Genomic DNA, 18,503 nt, shown 5'->3' with positions numbered 1-18,503 from the left:
CACGCCCCATGATGAACACAGCCCATCGCAAGCCCTTGCCGGGCACGGACCTGGAATACTTCGATGCGCGCGAAGCCGTCGATGCCCTCCGGCCGGGCGCCTGGAACAGCCTGCCCTATACCGCACGCGTGCATGCCGAGAACCTCGTGCGCCGCGCCGATCCGGCCCGGCTCGAAGGCTACCTGCGCCAGCTGATCGAGCGCAGGCGCGACACCGACTTCCCCTGGTATCCGGCGCGTGTGGTGTGCCACGACATCCTGGGCCAGACCGCGCTGGTGGACCTGGCCGGCCTGCGCGACGCCATCGCGGAGCAGGGCGGCGACCCGGCGGCGGTGAACCCGGTCGTGCCGGTGCAGTTGATCGTGGACCACTCGCTGGCGGTGGAGTGCGGCGGCTCCGACCCCGACGCCTTCCGCAAGAACCGCGAGATCGAAGACCGCCGCAACGAGGACCGTTTCCATTTCATCGAGTGGACGAAGAAGGCGTTCTCCAACGTCGAGGTCATCCCCGCGGGCAACGGGATCATGCACCAGATCAATCTGGAGAGGATGTCCCCGGTGGTCTGCGTGCAGGAGGATGGGAAAGGGCGGGTGGCCTTCCCCGACACCTGTGTCGGCACCGACAGCCACACGCCGCACGTGGATGCGCTGGGCGTGATCGCCGTCGGCGTGGGCGGCCTGGAGGCCGAGAACGTGATGCTGGGCCGCGCCTCGTGGATGCGCCTGCCCGAGATCGTGGGCGTGGCGCTCTCGGGCAGGCGCGCGCCGGGCATCACCGCCACCGACATCGTGCTCGCGCTGACCGAGTTCCTGCGCAACGGCAAGGTAGTGGGGGCCTACGTCGAGTTCCACGGCGAAGGGGCCGAGAGCCTGTCGATCGGCGACCGCGCCACCATCTCGAACATGTGCCCCGAGTACGGTGCCACCGCCGCGCTGTTCGCCATCGACGCGCAGACGCTGGACTACCTGCGGCTCACCGGCCGCGATGCGCATCACGTCCGGCGGGTCGAAGCCTACGCCCGGGCAGCCGGGCTCTGGGCCGACAGCCTGCGGGGCGCGCGCCATGACCGGGTGCTGGAGTTCGACCTGTCGACGGTCGTGCGCAACATGGCCGGCCCCTCGCAGCCGCACCGCCGCCTGCCCACGTCCGCGCTGGCGGAGCGCGGCATCGCCGGCGCGCCGCAGCTGCAGGCGGCCCGTGCGCAGGAGGCGCAGGGACTGATGCCCGACGGTGCCGTCATCATCGCCGCCATCACCAGCTGCACGAACACCAGCAACCCGCGCAACGTGATCGCCGCGGCGCTGCTGGCGCGCAATGCCAACCGCCTGGGCCTGGCGCGCAAGCCCTGGGTCAAGACCTCGCTCGCGCCCGGATCGAAAGCCGTGGAGCTGTACCTGCAGGAAGCCGGGCTGCTGGGCGACCTGGAGGCGCTGGGCTTCGGCATCGTCGCGTTCGCCTGCACCACCTGCAACGGCATGAGCGGCGCACTCGACCCGAAGATCCAGCAGGAGATCATCGACCGCGACCTCTACGCCACGGCCGTGCTCTCGGGCAACCGCAACTTCGACGGCCGCATCCACCCCTATGCGAAGCAGGCCTTCCTCGCCTCGCCACCGCTGGTGGTGGCCTACGCCATCGCGGGCACGGTGCGCTTCGACATCGAGCGGGACGTGTTCGCCGTAGTGCAGGGCCGGGAAATCCGCCTGGCGGACCTCTGGCCGGCCGACGAGGAAATCGACGCCGTGGTGCGGGCCGCCGTCAAGCCTTCGCAGTACCGCGCCGTGTACGAGCCGATGTTCGCCCTGCATGGCCAGGACGGCGGACGCGTGGCGCCGCAGTACGATTGGCGCCCCATGTCCACCTACATCCGCCGCCCGCCGTACTGGGATACGGAGGGCGTGGGCGCCCTGGCCGCCTTTCCGCGCACGCTCCGGGGCATGCGGCCGCTGGCGCTGCTGCCCGACAACATCACCACCGACCACCTGTCGCCATCGAATGCCATCCTGCCGGACAGCGCGGCGGGCGAATACCTGGCGAAGATGGGCCTGCCGGAAGAGGACTTCAACTCCTATGCCACGCACCGCGGCGACCACCTCACGGCCATGCGCGCGACCTTCGCCAACCCGCAGCTCGTCAACGAGATGGCCGTGGTGGACGGCGCGGTCCGCAGGGGTTCGCTGGCGCGCATCGAGCCCGAGGGCAGGGTGGTGCGCATGTGGGAAGCCATGGAGACCTACCTGGAACGCCGCCAGCCGCTGATCGTCATCGCCGGCGCCGACTATGGCCAGGGCTCCAGCCGCGACTGGGCGGCCAAGGGCGTGCGCCTGGCGGGCGTGGAGGCGGTGGTGGCGGAGGGCTTCGAGCGCATCCACCGCACCAACCTGATCGGCATGGGCGTGCTGCCGCTGGAATTCAAGCCGGGCGTGAACCGCCGCACGCTGGGCCTGGACGGCACCGAGACCTACGACGTGGCCGGCGAACGCACCCCGCGTGCCGACCTCGTGCTGGCCATCCACCGCAGGAACGGCGACACGCTGCAGGTGCCCGTGACCTGCCGCCTGGACACGGCCGAGGAGGTTTCGGTCTATGAAGCGGGCGGCGTGCTGCAGCGCTTCGCCCAGGACTTTCTCGCCAGCCACGGCACAGGAGCATGAATGACTTTCGCACCGCAGACCAGGATTGCGGCCACCTACATGCGCGGGGGAACCAGCAAGGGCGTGTTCTTCCGCCTGCAGGACCTGCCTGAATCCGCGCGGCAGCCCTGCGCCGCGCGCGACGCGCTGCTGCTGCGCGTGATCGGCAGCCCGGACCCTTACGGCAAGCAGATCGACGGCATGGGCGGGGCCACCTCGTCCACGTCCAAGGTGGTGATCCTCTCACCCTCGGCCCGGCCCGGCCATGACGTGGACTACCTGTTCGGGCAGGTGGCCATCGACAGCGCCTTCGTGGACTGGAGCGGCAATTGCGGCAACCTGTCGGCTGCCGTCGGGCCCTTCGCCATCGCGGGCGGGCTGGTCGCCCCGGAGCGCATTCCGGCCAACGGGACCTGCACCGTGCGCATCTGGCAGGCCAACATCGGCAAGACGATCGTGGCGCACGTGCCCATCGCCGGCGGCCAGGTGCAGGAGACGGGCGACTTCATGCTCGACGGTGTGGCTTTTCCGGCGGCGGAAGTGGCGCTCGAATTCCTGGACCCGGCGGAGGAAGGCGGGGAGGGCGGCGGGGCGATGTTCCCGACCGGCAACGTGGTGGATGTCCTGGAGGTGCCGGGTGTCGGCAGCTTCCGCGCCACGCTCATCAACGCCGGCATTCCCACGATCTTCCTGGACGCGCGCGACATCGGCTGCACCGGCACCGAACTGCAGGGGGACATCAACGAGGACCCGGCCGCTCTGGCGCGCTTCGAGGCCATCCGCGCCTGGGGCGCCGTGAAGATGGGCCTCATCCGGGACGTGGCCGAGGCGGCCCGGCGCCAGCACACGCCCAAGATCGCATTCGTCGCGCCGCCCGCGGGCTACGTGGCGTCCAGCGGCAAGGCCGTGGAGGCGGCGGACATCGATCTGCTGGCGCGTGCCCTCTCCATGGGCCGGCTGCACCACGCCATGATGGGCACCGCGGCCGTGGCCCTCGGCGTGGCGGCGGCCGTGTCCGGCACGGTCGTCCACCGCGCCGCCGGTGGAGGCACGCGCGATGCAGTCCGCTTCGGCCATCCCTCGGGCGTGCTCCGCGTGGGCGCCGAGGCCCGGCAGGAGAACGGCCGGTGGACCGTGGCCAGGGCGCTCATGGGCCGAAGCGCCCGCGTACTCATGGAAGGCTGGGTGCGCGTGCCCGGCGATGCTTTTTGAATCACGGAGGCTACGGCGCATGTCCACCCGCAAACGACTCAAGCAACTCGCCGAGGCCCGCAGCGGCCTCATCGTGCCCGGCGCCTTCAACGCGCTGTCCGCCAGGGTGATCGCCGACCTGGGCTTCCAGGCGATCTACGTCACCGGCGCCGGCGTGACCAACATGTGGTTCGGCATGCCAGACCAGGGCTTCATGGGCCTGGCCGAGATCGCGGACCACACGGCCCGCATCCGCGACGCGGTGGACGTGCCGCTGCTCGTCGATGCGGACACGGGCTTCGGCAACGCGCTGAACGTGGTGCACACCGTGCGCACGCTGGAGCGCGCGGGCGCGGACTGCATCCAGCTCGAGGACCAGGTCGCACCCAAGCGCTGCGGCCACTTCTCGGGCAAGGAAGTCATCGCGCTCGACGAGGCCGTCGGCAAGATCAAGGCCGCCGTCGATGCGCGCCGCGATCCCGACCTGCTCATCATGGCCCGCACCGACGCCGCCGCCACGCACGGCTTCGAGGCCGCCGTGGAGCGCGCGCAGCACTTTGCCGAGGCGGGCGCGGACATCCTGTTCGTCGAAGCCGTGACACGGGCCGAGGAGGTGCGCGCGCTGCCGCAGCGCCTGGCCAGGCCGCAACTGATGAACATGGTGATCGGCGGCAGGACGCCGATCTTCAACGCCGAGCAACTGGGCGCCATGGGCTTCGGCATCGTCCTGTACGCCAACGCGGCCCTGCAGGGCGCTGTGGCGGGCATGCAGAAGGCCCTGACGGTGCTGCGCGACGACAGGGAAGTGCAGGAATCCGGCGGCCTGGTGACGCCCTTCGAGGAGCGCCAGCGCCTGGTCGGCAAGCCCGCATGGGACGCGCTGGAAAAGCGCTACACCTGAACGCCCCCCGCTTCAGCGGCCTCCCCGTGCCAGCTCGATGAAGGCCCGCACGTAGTCGATGGCGGTATCCGCCTCGCGCGCGCCCAGGAAGATCTGCTTGGCGATGCCGCGCGCGCCCAGCCGCACGGGCACCACGTCCATCCTGGCCGCGTATTCCTCGACCAGCCAGCGCGGCAGGGCGGCCACGCCGCGGCCGCTGGCCACCATCTGCAGCATGATGTCGGTGGTTTCGATGGCCTTGTGGCGCCGGGGCGTGACACCGGCCGGCAGCAGGAACTGGTTGTAGATGTCCAGGCGCTCGATGTCCACGGGGTAGCTGATGAGCACTTCCCCGGTCAGTTGCTGCGGTTTCACCCAGGCCGCCGAAGCCAGGGCATGGCCCCGTGCCACGACCAGCACCTGCTCATAGTCGAACACGGGCTCGAACTTCAGCCCGGGCTTGTACAGCGGATCGGGAGTGACCAGCAGGTCGATCTCGTATCCGAAGAGGGCGCCGATCCCGCCGAACTGGAACTTCTGCTTGACGTCCACATCGACGTCCGGCCACGCGGCCAGGTAGGGCGAAACCACCTTGAGCAGCCACTGGTAGCAGGGATGGCATTCCATGCCGATCCGCAGCGCGCCGCGCTCGCCCTGCGCGAACTGCCCCAGCCGCTCTTCGGCGAGATGGAGTTGCGGCAGCACCCGGTTGGCCACCGCCAGCAGGTACTGGCCCGCCTGCGTCAGGCGCAGGCTGCGGCCTTCGCGCAGCCAGATGTCGGTGCCCAGCTGCTGCTCGAGCTTCTTCATGCTGTGGCTCAAGGCCGACTGGGTGAGGTTCAGCACGCCTGCGGCCGCCGTCAACGAGCCTTGCTTCTCGACCTGCTGGACGATGCTGAGGTGGATGCGCTCCAGCATTTCAATGAGCCTTATTCATGGATTGTTGAAATAAAACCATTTTACTTCATTGATGGAGATCCCTAGCATCCCTCCTCGAAGCATTCACAGGAAGGACAACATGACACGCCCACTTCGCCTGGCAGCAGTCTCCGGCGGACTGCAATCCCCCTCCAGGACGGCCACGCTGGCAGAGCACCTGATGGACCTGATCGCCCATGCGGTGCCGTGTGAACAGCATCTGGTCGAGCTGGGCCGGCTCGCGCCGCAGTTCGCAGGCGCAGTCCGCCGGTCCGAACTGCCCGATGCGGTGGAGCGGGAGCTCGCGGCCGTGGAGCAGGCCGATGCCCTGGTGGTGGCGACACCGGTGTACCGCGGCGCCTACAGCGGCCTGTTCAAGCACTTCTTCGACTTCATCCACCAGGACGCCCTGATCGACAAGCCGGTCCTGCTGGCCGCCACCGGCGGCAGCGAACGCCATGCGCTGGTGATCGACCACCAGTTGCGGCCGCTGTTCAGCTTCTTCCAGGCGCGCACGTTGCCGCTCGGCGTCTATGCGACCGACAAGGATGTCGTGGACTACCGGCTGCGCGACGAAGCCCTGATCGCGCGGGCCCGGCTGGCCGTCGAAAGGGCATTGCCGTTGCTGGAGTGGGCGCGCGCGGCCAGGCCCCTCGCGGCCGAAGCACTGGCCGCGGCCTGAAGCACGAACCCACCCATCCCCCAGGAACCTGTCCACTGGAACCGCGATGCACCAGGAACTCCAATTCACGCTCAAGAGCATCTGTTTCGATGAGGATTACCAGCCATCGGACAGCACGCGCATCACCACCAACTTCGCCAACCTGGCCCGGGGAGCGAACCGGCGGCAGAACCTGCGCAACACGTTGAGGATGATCGACAACCGCTTCAATGACCTCGCGCATTGGGACAACCCGACGGGCGATCGCTACGCCGTCGCACTGGAGATCATCTCCGTCGAGATGCGCATCGGTGCCACCGGCAACAACTGCACGTTCCCGTTGATCGAGATCCTGAAGACCAGCATCCTGGACAAGCAGGCGAACCGGCGCATCGAGGGCATCGCGGGAAACAATTTTTCCTCGTACGTCCGTGATTACGACTTCAGCGTCCTGCTGCCGGACTACAACGCCGGCCGTGCCGAGTTCGGCACCCCGGACGACTTCGGGGACCTGCACGGGAAGCTGTTCAAGCAGTTCGCCCGCTCGGAGACCTACCGCGGGCACTTCACCAAGCCGCCCGTCATCTGCATCAGCGTATCGACCAGCAGAACCTACCGCCGTACCGGCAACCGGCATCCCGTGCTGGGCGTGGAGTACCAGCAGGACGCGCTGTCTTCGACCGACCGGTACTTCGCCAAGATGGGCATGCAGGTCCGCTTCTTCATGCCACCGGGCAGCGTGGCACCGCTGGCGTTCTATTTCCACGGCGACCTGCCGAACGACTACACGGACCTGGAACTGATCGGCACCATCAGCACCATGGATACCTTCCAGAAGATCTACCGCCCGGAGATCTACAACGCCAACTCGGCCGCCGGGGCGATCTACCGACCGAGCCTGAACAACCAGGACTACTCGCTGACGCAGATCGTGTATGACCGGGTCGAGCGCAGCCAACTGGCCGCCAAGCAGGGGAAGTTCGCGGAGGAGCATTTCATCAAGCCGTACCGGAACGTGCTGGACCGGTGGGCGGCAGCCTGCCCCCTCTGAACGCCGCCCTTGCCATTCTCTTTATTTGAAAGGAATCCCCCCGATGTTCGAAACCTCGATTGCCGGCAGCCTGCCCAAGCCCGCCTGGCTGGCCGAAACCCACAAGCTCTGGCCCCAGTGGAGGGCCGAGGGCGAGGCGCTGCGCCAGGCCAAGGCCGACGCGACCCTGCTGTGGATCAAGGCCCAGGAAGACGCAGGCCTGGACATCGTGTGCGACGGCGAGCAATCGCGCCAGCACTTTGTGCACGGCTTCCTCGAGCAGGTCGAGGGCATCGACTTCGAGCACAAGGTGAAGATGGGCATCCGCGACAACCGCTACGACGCGATGGTGCCGCAGGTGGTCTCCAGCCTGCGCCTGAAGGGCCGCGTGCATGCCTTCGAGGCGCAGCTGGCGCGCGCCCACACGAAAAAGAAGCTGAAATTCACCCTGCCGGGGCCGATGACCATCGTCGATACGGTGGCGGACCGCTTCTATGGCGACAAGGTGAAGATGGCCTTCGCGTTCGCGGAACTGCTCAACCAGGAAGCGCTCGCCCTGCAGGCCGATGGCGTGGACATCATCCAGTTCGACGAGCCGGCCTTCAATGTCTACATGAAGGATGCCGCCGACTGGGGCGTGCAGGCGCTCGAACGCGCGGCGCAGGGCCTGACCTGCACGACGGCCGTGCACATCTGTTACGGCTACGGCATCAAAGCCAACACCGACTGGAAGAGCACCCTGGGCGATGAATGGCGCCAGTACGAGACGGTGTTCCCCGCGCTGGCCAAAAGCCGCATCGACCAGGTGAGCCTGGAATGCATCCATTCCCACGTGCCGCCCGACCTGATGCGGCTGCTGGCCGGCAAGGACGTGATGGTCGGCGTGATCGACGTGGCCAGCGACGTGGTCGAGACCCCCGAGGAGGTGGCCGACACCATCGGCCGCGCCCTCGAGTTCGTGCCGAAGGAGCGGCTGTTCCCCTGCACGAATTGCGGGCTGGCGCCGATGGGGCGCGACGTGGCGTGGCGCAAGCTGCAGGCGCTGGCGGAAGGCACGAAGCTGGCGAAGGAGCGGCTGGCCGCGGCGTGACGCCCCGTGGATGCTCTCAGCAGGCGCCTGCCCGCTGTGCATTGCGCCGGGCCAGGGCATCCTGCAGCGCGGCATGGAAGCGCTCGGCCGCCACGTCGAGCGGCCAGGGCTCCCACGGGGTGTCGCCGTACCGGGCCGCCAGCGGGTCCGTGCCCATCACGGGCGCATCGATGCGCAGGATGTCGCGCACCTCTTCGTGCGTCCAGCCCACGCAGTGCACGGCTTCGCTGGCTGCGGCGGCCAGATCCGCCGCCTTGTGCAGCCGGTGGCCCTCCGGCGTCCAGTCCGGCAATCCGTAGCGCTGCGCGACTGCCTGCATGAGCCGGTCCGCCACGGCGCGGAAGGGTTCGCCCAGCACGGCCTTCAACGGCGAGATGCAATCGAACCCCAGGAAACCTTCTTCCGCGTCGTGCAGGATTTCCTGCAGTTCTTCCCCGGCGCTCAGCGGCGCCGGGGCGGCGGCCCGCCGGAGCTCCAGCACCAGCAGCGAATGCTGCGCGACCGACAGCGGCAGCGGCCACGCCGACTCGCCGCCCCAGCGCGCCGTGCGCGACAGCCGCGCCGCCAGGTCCCCATCGGTCCACGCGCCAGGGTCCGGATCGATCAGGTCGAGGTGCGCGCCGGAGGGAAGCCGCATCCAGGCGCGGGGGAGCAGGGAGCCGGAATTCATGCGTGCATTGTGCGGGGCACTCAGGAGCGGCCGTGCGGCGCCTTGGGGTCGAGCAGCCGGGCCGCCTGGCTCGATCCGGTCGAGCGGAAATACCCCATGACGGTCGCTACGCTGCGGTGTCCCGTCATGGCCATCGTATCGGCCAGGGGCACGTTCTGGGAGGCCGCCTCGGTGACGAACCCCGAGCGCAGCGAATGCGCGGAGTAGTCTTCGGACAGCCCGGCGGCCCGCGCACGCTCCTTGACGATGTCGCGCACCGCGGCAGGCGACAGCGCATCGGCCAGCTTGCCGCCCTTCAGGACCCGCCGGAACACCGGCCCCTCCGTGATGCGCGCGGCCTCCAGCCAGGCCTGCAGGGCTTCCCCGGCCATGCCTTCGATGGGTTTGTAGTTTTCCGGCCGGTCGGCCGCGTGCTGGTTGGTCTTGGAATGGGCCAGCACGAACGTGAACGACGACACCCCATGGCGCCGCAGGTGCTTCATGTCGGCGCCGGCGACTTCCGAACGGCGCCGCCCGCCGCTGGCGAACGCGAAAAGGAGCAGGGCACGGTCCCGCAGGCCCTTGAGCGTTGACGGGTCGCAGGTTTCCAGCATGGCCATCAGCGGGTCCTTCGTCAGCGCGTCCTTTTTCCTGGGCAGGTCGCCGCGCTTGCCGTAGGCCCGGCGTGTCTTGGCCAGCAGGTCGCGGACTTTCGCGTCCTGGCAGGGATTCTCGGCGTCCTTGAGCTGGTGGGTCTTCGAGAGCACCGCGATCCGGTGCACCAGCGTGTTGAGGGCCATGGGGCCCGGCTTGCCCTTGAACCGGGCCTGCACCAGGACCGCATCGATCGCGGGCGGCAGCTCGTGGAGCAGCCCGTCGGCCGAGCTGCGCTGGGCGTGGTCCACGATGAATTGCAGCACCGCGGCCGGCGGCACGGGAAGCGTGATCGGCTGCCCGTAACGCAGGTTGAACCAGGCCGCCCAGTACCGCAGGGCAGAGCGGTAACTCGCCAGGGTGTTGGCCGACTCGCCTTCGCGCATCAGCTCATCGACGGCCTGCGCGGTGGCGTCGGACAGCATTTCCGGCTGCAGCGCGGGCAGGTTTCCCGGACTGGGCAGGGCCATCGGCAAGCCAGGATCCGGTGATTTGCGTTTTTTCATACATACAATGTATTGTTTTATACATTGTATGCCACATCAGTCTCGATAAAAGAACCTCTTATCGTGGGTAATTTAAAGAAGGGGAGAGGACCATGGCAGCCAAAATGCTGAGAGGGCCGCGCGGCGTGCAGATGGAAGAGGTCTGGGCCGCTGCCGATGCGGTGCTCGCACTGGGCGAGCGTCCCACCGTCGAAAGGGTGCGGCACCAGTTGGGCAGGGGTTCGCCGAACACGGTGGGGCCCATGCTCGATAGCTGGTACGCGACGCTGGCCAGGCGGTTGCAGGCGCCGGCAGACACCTCGAACCTTGCGGAAGACGCCGAGGAGGCCTTGCCCGCACCCGTTGTCCGGGCGGCGAAAACGCTGTGGGCCCGGGCGTTGCAGCAGGCGGACGAATCGGCGGCCGCCCGTCTCGCCCAGTCCCGCGCCGGACTGGATGCACAGGCAGAAGCCCTGCGCCTGGTCGAGGACGAGCTGGCGCGGGAAAAGCAACGCCTGGACGACCGTGGAGAAGCCTACGTGGTCGCCCTGCAGGCCCGCGATGGCCAGATCGCCGAAGCAGCACGGCAAGCCCAGGAACTGCAGCAGCAACTCCTGGCCTGCCAGCAGCAGCTGGACTCGGCCCGTTCCGACAACACGCAGCTGCGCAAGGCCGCGGACGCGGACCGGAAACGCCAGGAAGCCCGGGACGCAGACCACCAGGCCGAACGTGCCCGCCTCGAAGAACGGGCCCAGGCACAGGAACGCCGGCTCCACGCCGAGGTGGACCGGGCCCGCCAGGAATCCCGGCGGCTGGCGCTCCAGTTGGAAGCCGAGCAGAAGAAATCCGCCAAGGCGCTCTCCGATGCCCAGGACCGGGCGCGGGCACTCGAAGCCCAGGTCGGCACGCTGCACGCCGACAACGCCAAGCTGGCGGAGGACCTGCAGGCGGTCCGGGATGAAGCCCGGCAACTCCAACTCAAGCTCGACGACCGCAGCAGCGAGATGCTGGCCATGCTGAGCGAGTTGAGGGACAGGTTGCCGGCCAGCCCGCCAAAAAGGAAAGCGATCTCGGCCAGGGTCAGGAAGGCGAAAGAGTGAGGAGGCCTGGAAGGCGAGCCGGGCGCAACGGCCCGGCCTCGTCCTCGTTCAACATTTGCTATTTGACATAATATACATCGTGTCTACTAACAGAAGTTTTGAAGAAGGCCGCTGCCGGCCCTCGAAACGTCTGCTTACACGGTGTGTGGTCGATCCCTGGAACTCCGTTGACGCACGCTGCGGACTCTAAGTACGTTTGCGTGGAGTGTCAACTCTAGGACTTGTGGTGTCGAGCCGACGCAGGCCCAGCGCCACGATCGCGCGCTACAAAACTACAAGCAACATCCGCCGCAATCACTCGTGCTCCTCAACCGATCCGCAACCCAGCGGGCACGAATCGAACGGCAGGAAATGGGCGCACCGGCCAGGATGCGGTGCCTCCGCAGCGAGCACCTCGCGCGTTTCGTACCCGAAATCCCGTGCGATCTCGGCGGCTCGCTGGCGTGCTGCCGCAGGCACCGTCGGCATCACTTCATCAACGTCCGCGCTCAAATTGCGCACGTACAGCTCCCACACGGCTCCGCTGCGGCCGCGAGCGCGCGCAGCGAGCTCCGCGCACCGGTGCGCCCACAACGTCTCATCGAATCCAGTCGGCCCATGGTCATCAGCAGCACTCATCGCGTGGCATCCTTTTGATCGCGCGTCGCCCAGCGCGACATTCCATTGCCGGCTGCTATAGCCAGCGAGTTCCTCACCTCGCGCGCCACCGGCGCCGCCGACAGCATCCAGACCTGGTCGAGAATGGCCGAAAGCTCGGGCGACGTTGACTCGACCTCGGCCTGCAGGGCAGCCTGGTCCATGGGCCCGACGTATAGCGTGATCACGCCGTGCAGGCGTAACCTCCGGATGCCGTCAGCGAGGTTCTTGGCATTGCGATCACCGGCCGCCGCGTTCGCGCAGCCCAACCGGCCTTCGAGGTCCTCGATCTGCGCCTGCAGGCTGTTAATTACGCCGATCGGGTTGTCGAGCGCTACCATTGCGTTTGCTTCTTTCATACGTCCGGTCAATGTCTTGTGCGCCACCTTCACTCGACGTCGCCGCAGCCGACCGGACACCACTTAGGCGGAATGCCGTGATGGCAATAGTCGTTGCCACCCACAGAATCCGTCGATGAGGCAGCGGCCTCTTCCGAGGTGATGTAGCCATAGGCACGGGCGAGCGTTACGGCCTCGTCTCGATCCGCTTGTGGTACAGCGCGCAATGCATGTTCGATCGACGCGCACAGCCGCTGCTCGAAAACCTCATAGACGAGTCCGCAGCCGACATTTGCCGACTCCGCCATGGCACGGCATTGCGCCCGCCACGCATCTCTATCGAATTGCTGCTGCATGTTCAAACCTTCCCCTGTGAAGACACCAATCCGGAACCTCCTTCGCCGTGGCGGCTGAAGCCGCGGAACTCGCTCCAGCTGAGGGACGTACCGTAGCCACCTGACACTCGAGCTGACGACGCTCCTCGCGGATGGAGCGCATCTCCTGCTGCCACAGGTAGGCGAACATCTGGACGGTGCATGCGATGACCAGGAAAAACAACACAATTCGAATGGCAAATCTTCGGCGAGGCCGAAGCGCGCGATCGCCTATACGTTGCTGATGGCGCATCCGTGCTGCGGCGTTGACGCGCAGAACAACCGGTGCCGACCTGTTTGATTTCTGGTCCATATTCGATCTCCTCCTCGACTAAACGACCTTGAGAACGGGGTTGCTCGGCGGCACCGGCTGCACCCAGCGGGAGGGATCGACCAAGACGACACAAGACAGGTGCCCGGCCACGCCGCCGCGGCTGTGGATCGCGAAGCGGACGATGTTCGTGCGGTTGGGCCCAGGCATGTGCCAGCCGCACTTGATGACCTCGCGCTGCACGCGCGCGCCGAGCTCCTGGGCCTGGTCCTCGCCCACCGTCTCTCGTGCATACATCCTGAAGATCAGCGGAGACACCAGTGCCATGCCTTGCTCCACGAAATGCACCGCCGCGCCTGGCTCGTTGTATTTCAGCTCGCGTGACACCAAGCTCTGCTGGATCCACCGCAGAAAGGACACTGCGAGTTCGCTGGGCTCGGCCACGGGCTTGTCGCTCTCCCGCGCAAGGCTCGGGAGCTTCTGCGCCAACAGCACTGGCTCTGGTGCCGCAGGCGAGGTCGATGAAGTGGATGGCGCGCTGCGGGGCATGATCTCCGGCAGATCCTCCAGTTCATCGGCCATGCGACGAAACTCGGCGCTCACGCTCTCGCGCCTTGGCAGCGAAGCGTTTTTGGAGCTCGCGGCGTCCGGGACGGACGCCTTCGTCGCCGGCGCCGCCGGCCGCCCCTTTGGCTCAGGCGCGGGCATGCCTGCGCCATCCTCGCGAGGTAGGCTTGGCGTCGTGCCCAATGTTGGAGAAGGCGGTGACAACGCAGGTCGTGCGCCTTTCTGACGCTTCAGCGCTGCCGCAGATTCCATCGGGTCGAGAAAATCCGAGGCGTCGACCAGGTATGCCGCCTCGTCGGGCTCAATGGCCGCGGGCCTTGCTTGCCTGAGAACTGGCGCATCCTCGGGTGCGCGCACAGTTGCTGCAGGCTCTGCAGGTGCTGGCGCCCTCCCTCCCCTCGGTTTGGCCTCGTTCGCCGATTGCGTTGCTCCAGGCGTCGGAGCAGCTGGCCGCGACACGGGCGGTGGATCAGCTTCACCAGGCCGACTCGCATTTGCGGCAGGCTTGGCTGGCTTGGGCTTGTTGAAGGCAGGCTCGCGCATCGCTGCGGCAAGCTTCGCGGACCTCCCATCAGTCTTCGGCGCTGCAGCAGCTGGAGGCTGCTGTAGGGGCGCGTTCGCCGGATCTGCGGCAGCTTCGGATGGGCCTTGCGATGGCGCAGTCGGCGCGCCTTTGGGTTCAGATGCAGCAGGCTTGCCTGGTGGGTCCCCATCCGATGCTTCAGCTTTGCGCTTCTCGCGCAACTGCAGATGTCCGCGCATTGGTGCAGGGTACTTGCCTGCATCGGGGAAAAGCTTGGCCAGCGGGAACCGCAGCATCGCGAGCTCGTGCACGTAGCCGCCCTGCTCCGAGGCCTCGCTGCCCTCCTCCGCGTTGCCATGCACGGTCACATACCAGATCGCCTGTCCCGTCGCCGGGTTGAGCTCGATGGCGCCGTACTCCTGCCAGGTGTCGAAGAGCCGGTCGTTCTTGGTCTCTCCGGGCACGGCCTCGTCCGGTTCGTGCGTCTTGATCCACTCGCGCACCGCGTCGGCCAGTCGCTTGGCCACGAACCAGATGGCGCCGTCGTAGACCCAGCCCGCCGCGCCGCTGCGATTGAGCGGGAGCGTGGATCCAGAACGCAGCATCGACGCCATGGCCTGCATCAGCAGATCGATCAAAGGAACGGCCTTCGCCGTTGAGAACCGCGCCTTGTGGCCGCTCAGGAGAGCCCGTTGCGTGGAGAGCTTGTCGGCCCGCTTGACGATCTGTGCGACGAGGCTGTCCTTGTCCTGGCCGCTCAGGTACTTCTCCAGAGCATCCAGGGCCGCCGGCGTGTAGGCGAGAAACTGCAGGGCTGATTCAGGTGCGATGCGTGGGAGCAGCAGCAGCGCCAGGCGACCGTGCGCGCTGTAGTCACGCTGGCTTTTTGGAGCGAAGTCCACCAGGTACTCGGCGGCCGGGCGCCGTCCGGCGATCTGGACCAGGCTACCGCCCGTTGCAGCCCAGCGGATCGAGTCCGCCATGCCGTCGCATCGCCATTGGATGCGCAGGTCCGTCATGGGCTTCGCGATGTCGTGCAGCAGCGCGGCGAAGAACACAACGTAGGTCCACTGGTCGCGCTGTGCGTCCACCTCCTCGATCTCACTTCCTCCGGGCAGCAGATGAGCATTGCGCCAGGTCATCGCGGCCAGCAGCATCTCGATGGTGTGCGACAGCAAGCCGCCAGCGTGCGCGTGGTGATGGGCCTCGGAAGCGGGCATCAGCTGAACGAACTCGGCATAGCGATGAATGGCTGGCAGCAGATCCCGCTCCCACGTTTCACGCGATTGGTTCGACTTGCGCCAGATCTCTTGGATGGCCCGCGACGCCTGCACTGTGGTGAGCAGCTGCTCGGCGTCGAGCACTCGCAGCCAGCCCGGTTGGCTGCCTGCCACCAGCGGAAAGGTCGGCGCCGCACTGCCATCGCCTGCTGGCGGTTGGCCGGAAGAGGTCACCACGGCCCCGGCCCCTGCATTGGCCGATGTGGCAGCAACCGCCCTACTCCATGGCAGGAGGCGTAGAAGTCGCGCTGCGACGGATTTCACAGCGTGCCTTGACCCTGCGCCAGCAGCTGGATGGAAGAGCGCCGGGCGCGATCGGGATTGCCGTCCTCTGGCATCCACGTCGCCATGTCTTCACCTTCGCGACCCTCGGCCAGGAACTCAAGGAACGGCTGAGCCAGTGGATCCCACACCACCCTCGGCCGGAGATCCGGCCCGCTCCAGTCGCTGCAGGTGTGGACGAAGGGTTGCTCCAGGATGGCGGCCACGATATTGCGCCACGACGAATCGCGCGACGATGCCGCTTGCCGAGCAGCAAGCGGCGTTTCTGCAGCCTGCTGGAGGACGATCTGGCGCACGCACAGGGTGGGATCAAGTTCCTCCTCCAGGTGCTTCTCCAAGCCCTCGAAGCGTCCGAGCCAGTGCAGCAGTGCCGCAACCTTGTCGGCAAGGCCCAGCTGGGCCAGCCCATCAACAATGGCGTACACGGCGCAGCCGCGATCCATGACGTCGCGCCCCAGGTACGGCGGTTCCTCGGAAGGCCGCACGGGCATGTGCTGGGAGAAAAGGGAGGGGTGGCGTGCGGGCTCGTCCATCCTTGGACGATATGACGCGGTGCTAACGGTGTCGCTGGTAAACCCGGTGAACTTGCTTCACGGTTCTCGCTTGAATCATCGATGGTAATGTGGTAGCCCTGCCAGCGGAGCACATTCTCCTTTGTTGAGACGCTGTAGATGCCGGGGTTGGTCGCCTAAGCGCCTCAGTTTGTCGCCATATTCAGTTCTTGCAAGCTTCCGGCGCTTTGATGGATCATTTCTAACTCAGCGGAGATGCTTTATAGATTGTCCGCGTTGTCCGCGCTGCCCAGCGCTTCGGAGATATTCAGCTCCAGTGCCGGTAGCGCAGCCTTCACTACCGGCGCCCCTTCAAATTCCGGAAAATTTTTCACGAGGAACTGTGAGAGGTTCATGAATGAGGTCTGGGGGTCGGAAACTTGCTCAGCGATTTGACGAAAAACTGTGGGAAGGTGAGCGTCTCCGCGTCTCACCGCCTCCATTAGATGTTCGTACTCACCGATTGACGCAACAACGATGTGGTTTGGAGGAAGCATCCTGATTTGCTCGGCAGTTGGAATCGCCTGGTTCGCTCTCCGTAGTCTTTCTTGGTCAAACACGTCACGACCAAACCAGCGTCGGAAGTGTTCGCCACTTACGCATTCCATTGACTGGCTTGTCACAATCAACAGAAAATTTTCTTTTGCTGCGCCCCACGCTCCCTTTTCTGGTATTTCTTCTTTAAGGATCGAGCATACCGACCAGCCTTGCCGCATTGCCTCATAAATACGTTTAAGCCCTCTCCATACTCTCCCGGACTCACCACTAATGTTAACAATTTCTGAATATGCCGTCAGCTTCGCCTCGACTAGAATGTTCACTCCGCCTTGAGTGATTACCGCTTCTACGGCCTTACGATCCCTCCTCGCCATCTTCTTATAGTTGCTTTCAGAAAGATAACCCGTCGCCGTCGAATCTAAAATCTCGAGCACGTAGGCTTCAAAGACTCGACTAAAGTTCAGCGAGTACTCAGAAGCACTATCAGATAAGCGGCGATGTACCGCATTTTCGAGACCTCGCGAAAACACGTGCGGATGCCACACTATATATCTGTCCTCGGCAAGCCTGATAAGCGGAAATCTCTGTAACCAGGGCTCTTCATTGTACTCGTAAACTGGACGGATCGACTCCCCGACTTGTTTCCGATGCTCCCTTTCCTTTTGCAGTTCGGAGCGCAGTTCGTCGAAGGTCCGCGCGAAATCCGCGAAAAATCTTATTACTGCTCCGTTAAAATATTTATCCAGGTCTGCATAATATTTTTTAGAGAATTCCGTTACTCCTTCGAGGACACCCGCAAGGACGCAGAAGCTGACACACATAAATACGTGCGGATCCATCCCAAATTTTTCGTTAAATAGGATGTGCGTTGGATGCCTCGAATCCAATCGATCAATCAATGCGGCGAATCTTAGGAAATCCCAGCTGGCCAAGCGTTGGAATACGACCTGCGGAGGCAGCATCGCTCTCATTTGCAAAAAGACATTGCCCTGAGCTGTTAGTCTGTCACGCCCAGCTTGCGCGTCCCAAAGCGCATTCAAGCACTTGTCAAATACTTTGATCGAACACTCTTTCCCCGACAACTTTATTGCATCGTCTTCAATTACGAGTTTAATAATCAGGCAACTGAGCCAAGGCCATGATTTCAGATGAGTCAGGTAGTCTTCTCGGTAGGTATGCAGTTTATTCAGCGCGACTTTTATAATTGATGATGCGCTAAATGGGCGAAGCTGGTTTCGTACATACCTCGCTGCTTCCGCGTACGTCCGAGTATTTGTGCCCTCAATACGACCTAGGAGGCGGCTGGGCCATAATCCGGTGCTTCTATTATTCAGCATAGTGCGTTACGACCGTCAAACCATTCAGGGTAGGTACTAAAGCGTCTAGCCCTTCCGTGACGATCCCCTCTCTCCAGATCATATCTGCAACGCTACTTCAACGTCTATCAAACCGGGAATTCAAGCGGGATTTATCGCACGCGTTCACCTCCTTTATGTTGGGGAAGCGGGCTCTGCAGCCTGTACCGTAGCCCGTAGCCCGTAGCCCTTTGTCCCTTGGCCCTCCTGTACCAGTAAGTCCTTTGCGCATGCTCCTCAACTATGAGGAGCATGCGCGCCCTTTGGATTGGGCCCCTAACCTGTAGGAGGCCTTTCCCCGTAGCAAGCAGCCCTCTGCTTGCCACCGTTTCTTTCGTTTCCGCCCAGCCATTTCCGCTCCTGGTTGTCAAGCGTAAATCGTGCGCCATGCAAAGAAGGGTTCTCGATTGAGGGGACAGGTCCGCATGCGGAGGATTCAACCCTGGAAACGCAATGCGAATCCCCCGGGCCGCCGCTTCTCCCTCCCTCTCCTCCCCATGTATTGGCGGCCCGGGCTTCTTTTATTCCCAAGGAATT

General features: G+C 65.2%; 16 protein-coding genes. 7 read left to right on the top strand and 9 right to left on the bottom strand.

Annotated features, from left to right (window positions below; all coding sequences use genetic code 11):
- The first annotated feature begins 11 nt into the window (after positions 1 to 11).
- From acnD to T336_RS0113545, 3 genes are read left to right on the top strand one after another with little or no spacing between them, the layout of a single operon-like run.
- On the top strand, positions 12 to 2,654 hold the full coding sequence (gene acnD / locus T336_RS0113555; RefSeq protein ID WP_026432966.1) for a Fe/S-dependent 2-methylisocitrate dehydratase AcnD: 2,643 nt from the start codon (positions 12 to 14) through the stop codon (positions 2,652 to 2,654).
- Complete coding sequence (prpF, locus tag T336_RS0113550) at positions 2,655 to 3,845, top strand: 2-methylaconitate cis-trans isomerase PrpF (RefSeq protein ID WP_026432965.1); 1,191 nt, start codon at positions 2,655 to 2,657, stop codon at positions 3,843 to 3,845. It abuts the gene before it with no gap.
- A gap of 19 nt (positions 3,846 to 3,864) precedes the next feature.
- Complete coding sequence (locus T336_RS0113545; RefSeq protein ID WP_019700242.1) at positions 3,865 to 4,725, top strand: isocitrate lyase/PEP mutase family protein; 861 nt, start codon at positions 3,865 to 3,867, stop codon at positions 4,723 to 4,725.
- Between the two features lie 12 nt (positions 4,726 to 4,737).
- Here T336_RS0113545 and T336_RS0113540 read toward each other — a convergent pair whose 3' ends face one another.
- On the bottom strand, positions 4,738 to 5,622 hold the full coding sequence (locus T336_RS0113540) for a LysR family transcriptional regulator (RefSeq protein ID WP_026432964.1): 885 nt from the start codon (positions 5,620 to 5,622) through the stop codon (positions 4,738 to 4,740).
- Positions 5,623 to 5,722: 100 nt separating this feature from the next.
- Here T336_RS0113540 and msuE point away from each other — a divergent pair, with 100 nt between their 5' ends.
- Genes msuE through T336_RS0113525 form a run of 3 tightly spaced genes read left to right on the top strand, consistent with a single transcriptional unit; the run spans position 5,723 to position 8,403 of the window.
- Positions 5,723 to 6,304, top strand: coding sequence for an FMN reductase (gene msuE / locus T336_RS0113535; protein ID WP_026432963.1), 582 nt, complete (start codon positions 5,723 to 5,725; stop codon positions 6,302 to 6,304).
- A 46-nt stretch (positions 6,305 to 6,350) separates the two neighbouring features.
- Positions 6,351 to 7,334, top strand: a complete 984-nt coding sequence (locus T336_RS0113530) for a DUF1852 domain-containing protein (RefSeq protein ID WP_026432962.1) — start codon at positions 6,351 to 6,353, stop codon at positions 7,332 to 7,334.
- 43 nt (positions 7,335 to 7,377) lie between these two features.
- Entirely contained in the window at positions 7,378 to 8,403 is a 1,026-nt protein-coding gene (locus T336_RS0113525; RefSeq protein WP_019700246.1) for a methionine synthase, read from the top strand.
- Between the two features lie 16 nt (positions 8,404 to 8,419).
- On the opposite strand, the gene T336_RS0113520 is transcribed toward T336_RS0113525, so the two are convergent.
- On the bottom strand, positions 8,420 to 9,073 hold the full coding sequence (locus T336_RS0113520) for a phosphohydrolase (protein ID WP_026432960.1): 654 nt from the start codon (positions 9,071 to 9,073) through the stop codon (positions 8,420 to 8,422).
- A 20-nt stretch (positions 9,074 to 9,093) separates the two neighbouring features.
- Positions 9,094 to 10,176, bottom strand: a complete 1,083-nt coding sequence (locus T336_RS0113515) for a site-specific integrase (protein WP_019700248.1) — start codon at positions 10,174 to 10,176, stop codon at positions 9,094 to 9,096.
- 128 nt (positions 10,177 to 10,304) lie between these two features.
- Here T336_RS0113515 and T336_RS27510 point away from each other — a divergent pair, with 128 nt between their 5' ends.
- Positions 10,305 to 11,291, top strand: a complete 987-nt coding sequence (locus T336_RS27510; protein ID WP_019700249.1) for a DNA-binding protein — start codon at positions 10,305 to 10,307, stop codon at positions 11,289 to 11,291.
- 294 nt (positions 11,292 to 11,585) lie between these two features.
- Here T336_RS27510 and T336_RS26110 read toward each other — a convergent pair whose 3' ends face one another.
- From T336_RS26110 to gapS1, 6 genes are all read right to left on the bottom strand, one after another.
- Positions 11,586 to 11,909 (bottom strand): hypothetical protein, encoded by a 324-nt coding sequence (locus tag T336_RS26110; protein ID WP_026432959.1) that lies wholly within the window; start codon positions 11,907 to 11,909, stop codon positions 11,586 to 11,588.
- Positions 11,906 to 12,268, bottom strand: a complete 363-nt coding sequence (locus T336_RS0113500; RefSeq protein WP_026432958.1) for a hypothetical protein — start codon at positions 12,266 to 12,268, stop codon at positions 11,906 to 11,908. Before T336_RS0113500 ends, T336_RS26110 begins: the two co-directional genes overlap by 4 nt.
- 47 nt (positions 12,269 to 12,315) lie before the next feature.
- Positions 12,316 to 12,621, bottom strand: coding sequence for a hypothetical protein (locus T336_RS26695; protein ID WP_156957862.1), 306 nt, complete (start codon positions 12,619 to 12,621; stop codon positions 12,316 to 12,318).
- A 349-nt stretch (positions 12,622 to 12,970) separates the two neighbouring features.
- Positions 12,971 to 15,457: a MobH family relaxase gene (mobH, locus tag T336_RS0113495; RefSeq protein WP_404821587.1), complete on the bottom strand. Its 2,487-nt coding sequence runs from the start codon at positions 15,455 to 15,457 to the stop codon at positions 12,971 to 12,973.
- A gap of 83 nt (positions 15,458 to 15,540) precedes the next feature.
- Positions 15,541 to 16,095 (bottom strand): hypothetical protein, encoded by a 555-nt coding sequence (locus T336_RS0113490; RefSeq protein ID WP_026432956.1) that lies wholly within the window; start codon positions 16,093 to 16,095, stop codon positions 15,541 to 15,543.
- 239 nt (positions 16,096 to 16,334) lie between these two features.
- The gene (gapS1, locus tag T336_RS26690; protein ID WP_439822737.1) at positions 16,335 to 17,948 is read right to left on the bottom strand and encodes a GapS1 family protein; all 1,614 of its coding nucleotides are present in this window, start codon (positions 17,946 to 17,948) and stop codon (positions 16,335 to 16,337) included.
- Between the last annotated feature and the right edge of the window lie 555 nt (positions 17,949 to 18,503).

The organism is Paracidovorax oryzae ATCC 19882 (assembly GCF_000687165.1).
Classification (GTDB): domain Bacteria; phylum Pseudomonadota; class Gammaproteobacteria; order Burkholderiales; family Burkholderiaceae_C; genus Paracidovorax; species Paracidovorax oryzae.
Note: the sequence above shows the minus strand (reverse complement) of the source record. Positions and strands in the feature narration are given on the sequence as shown.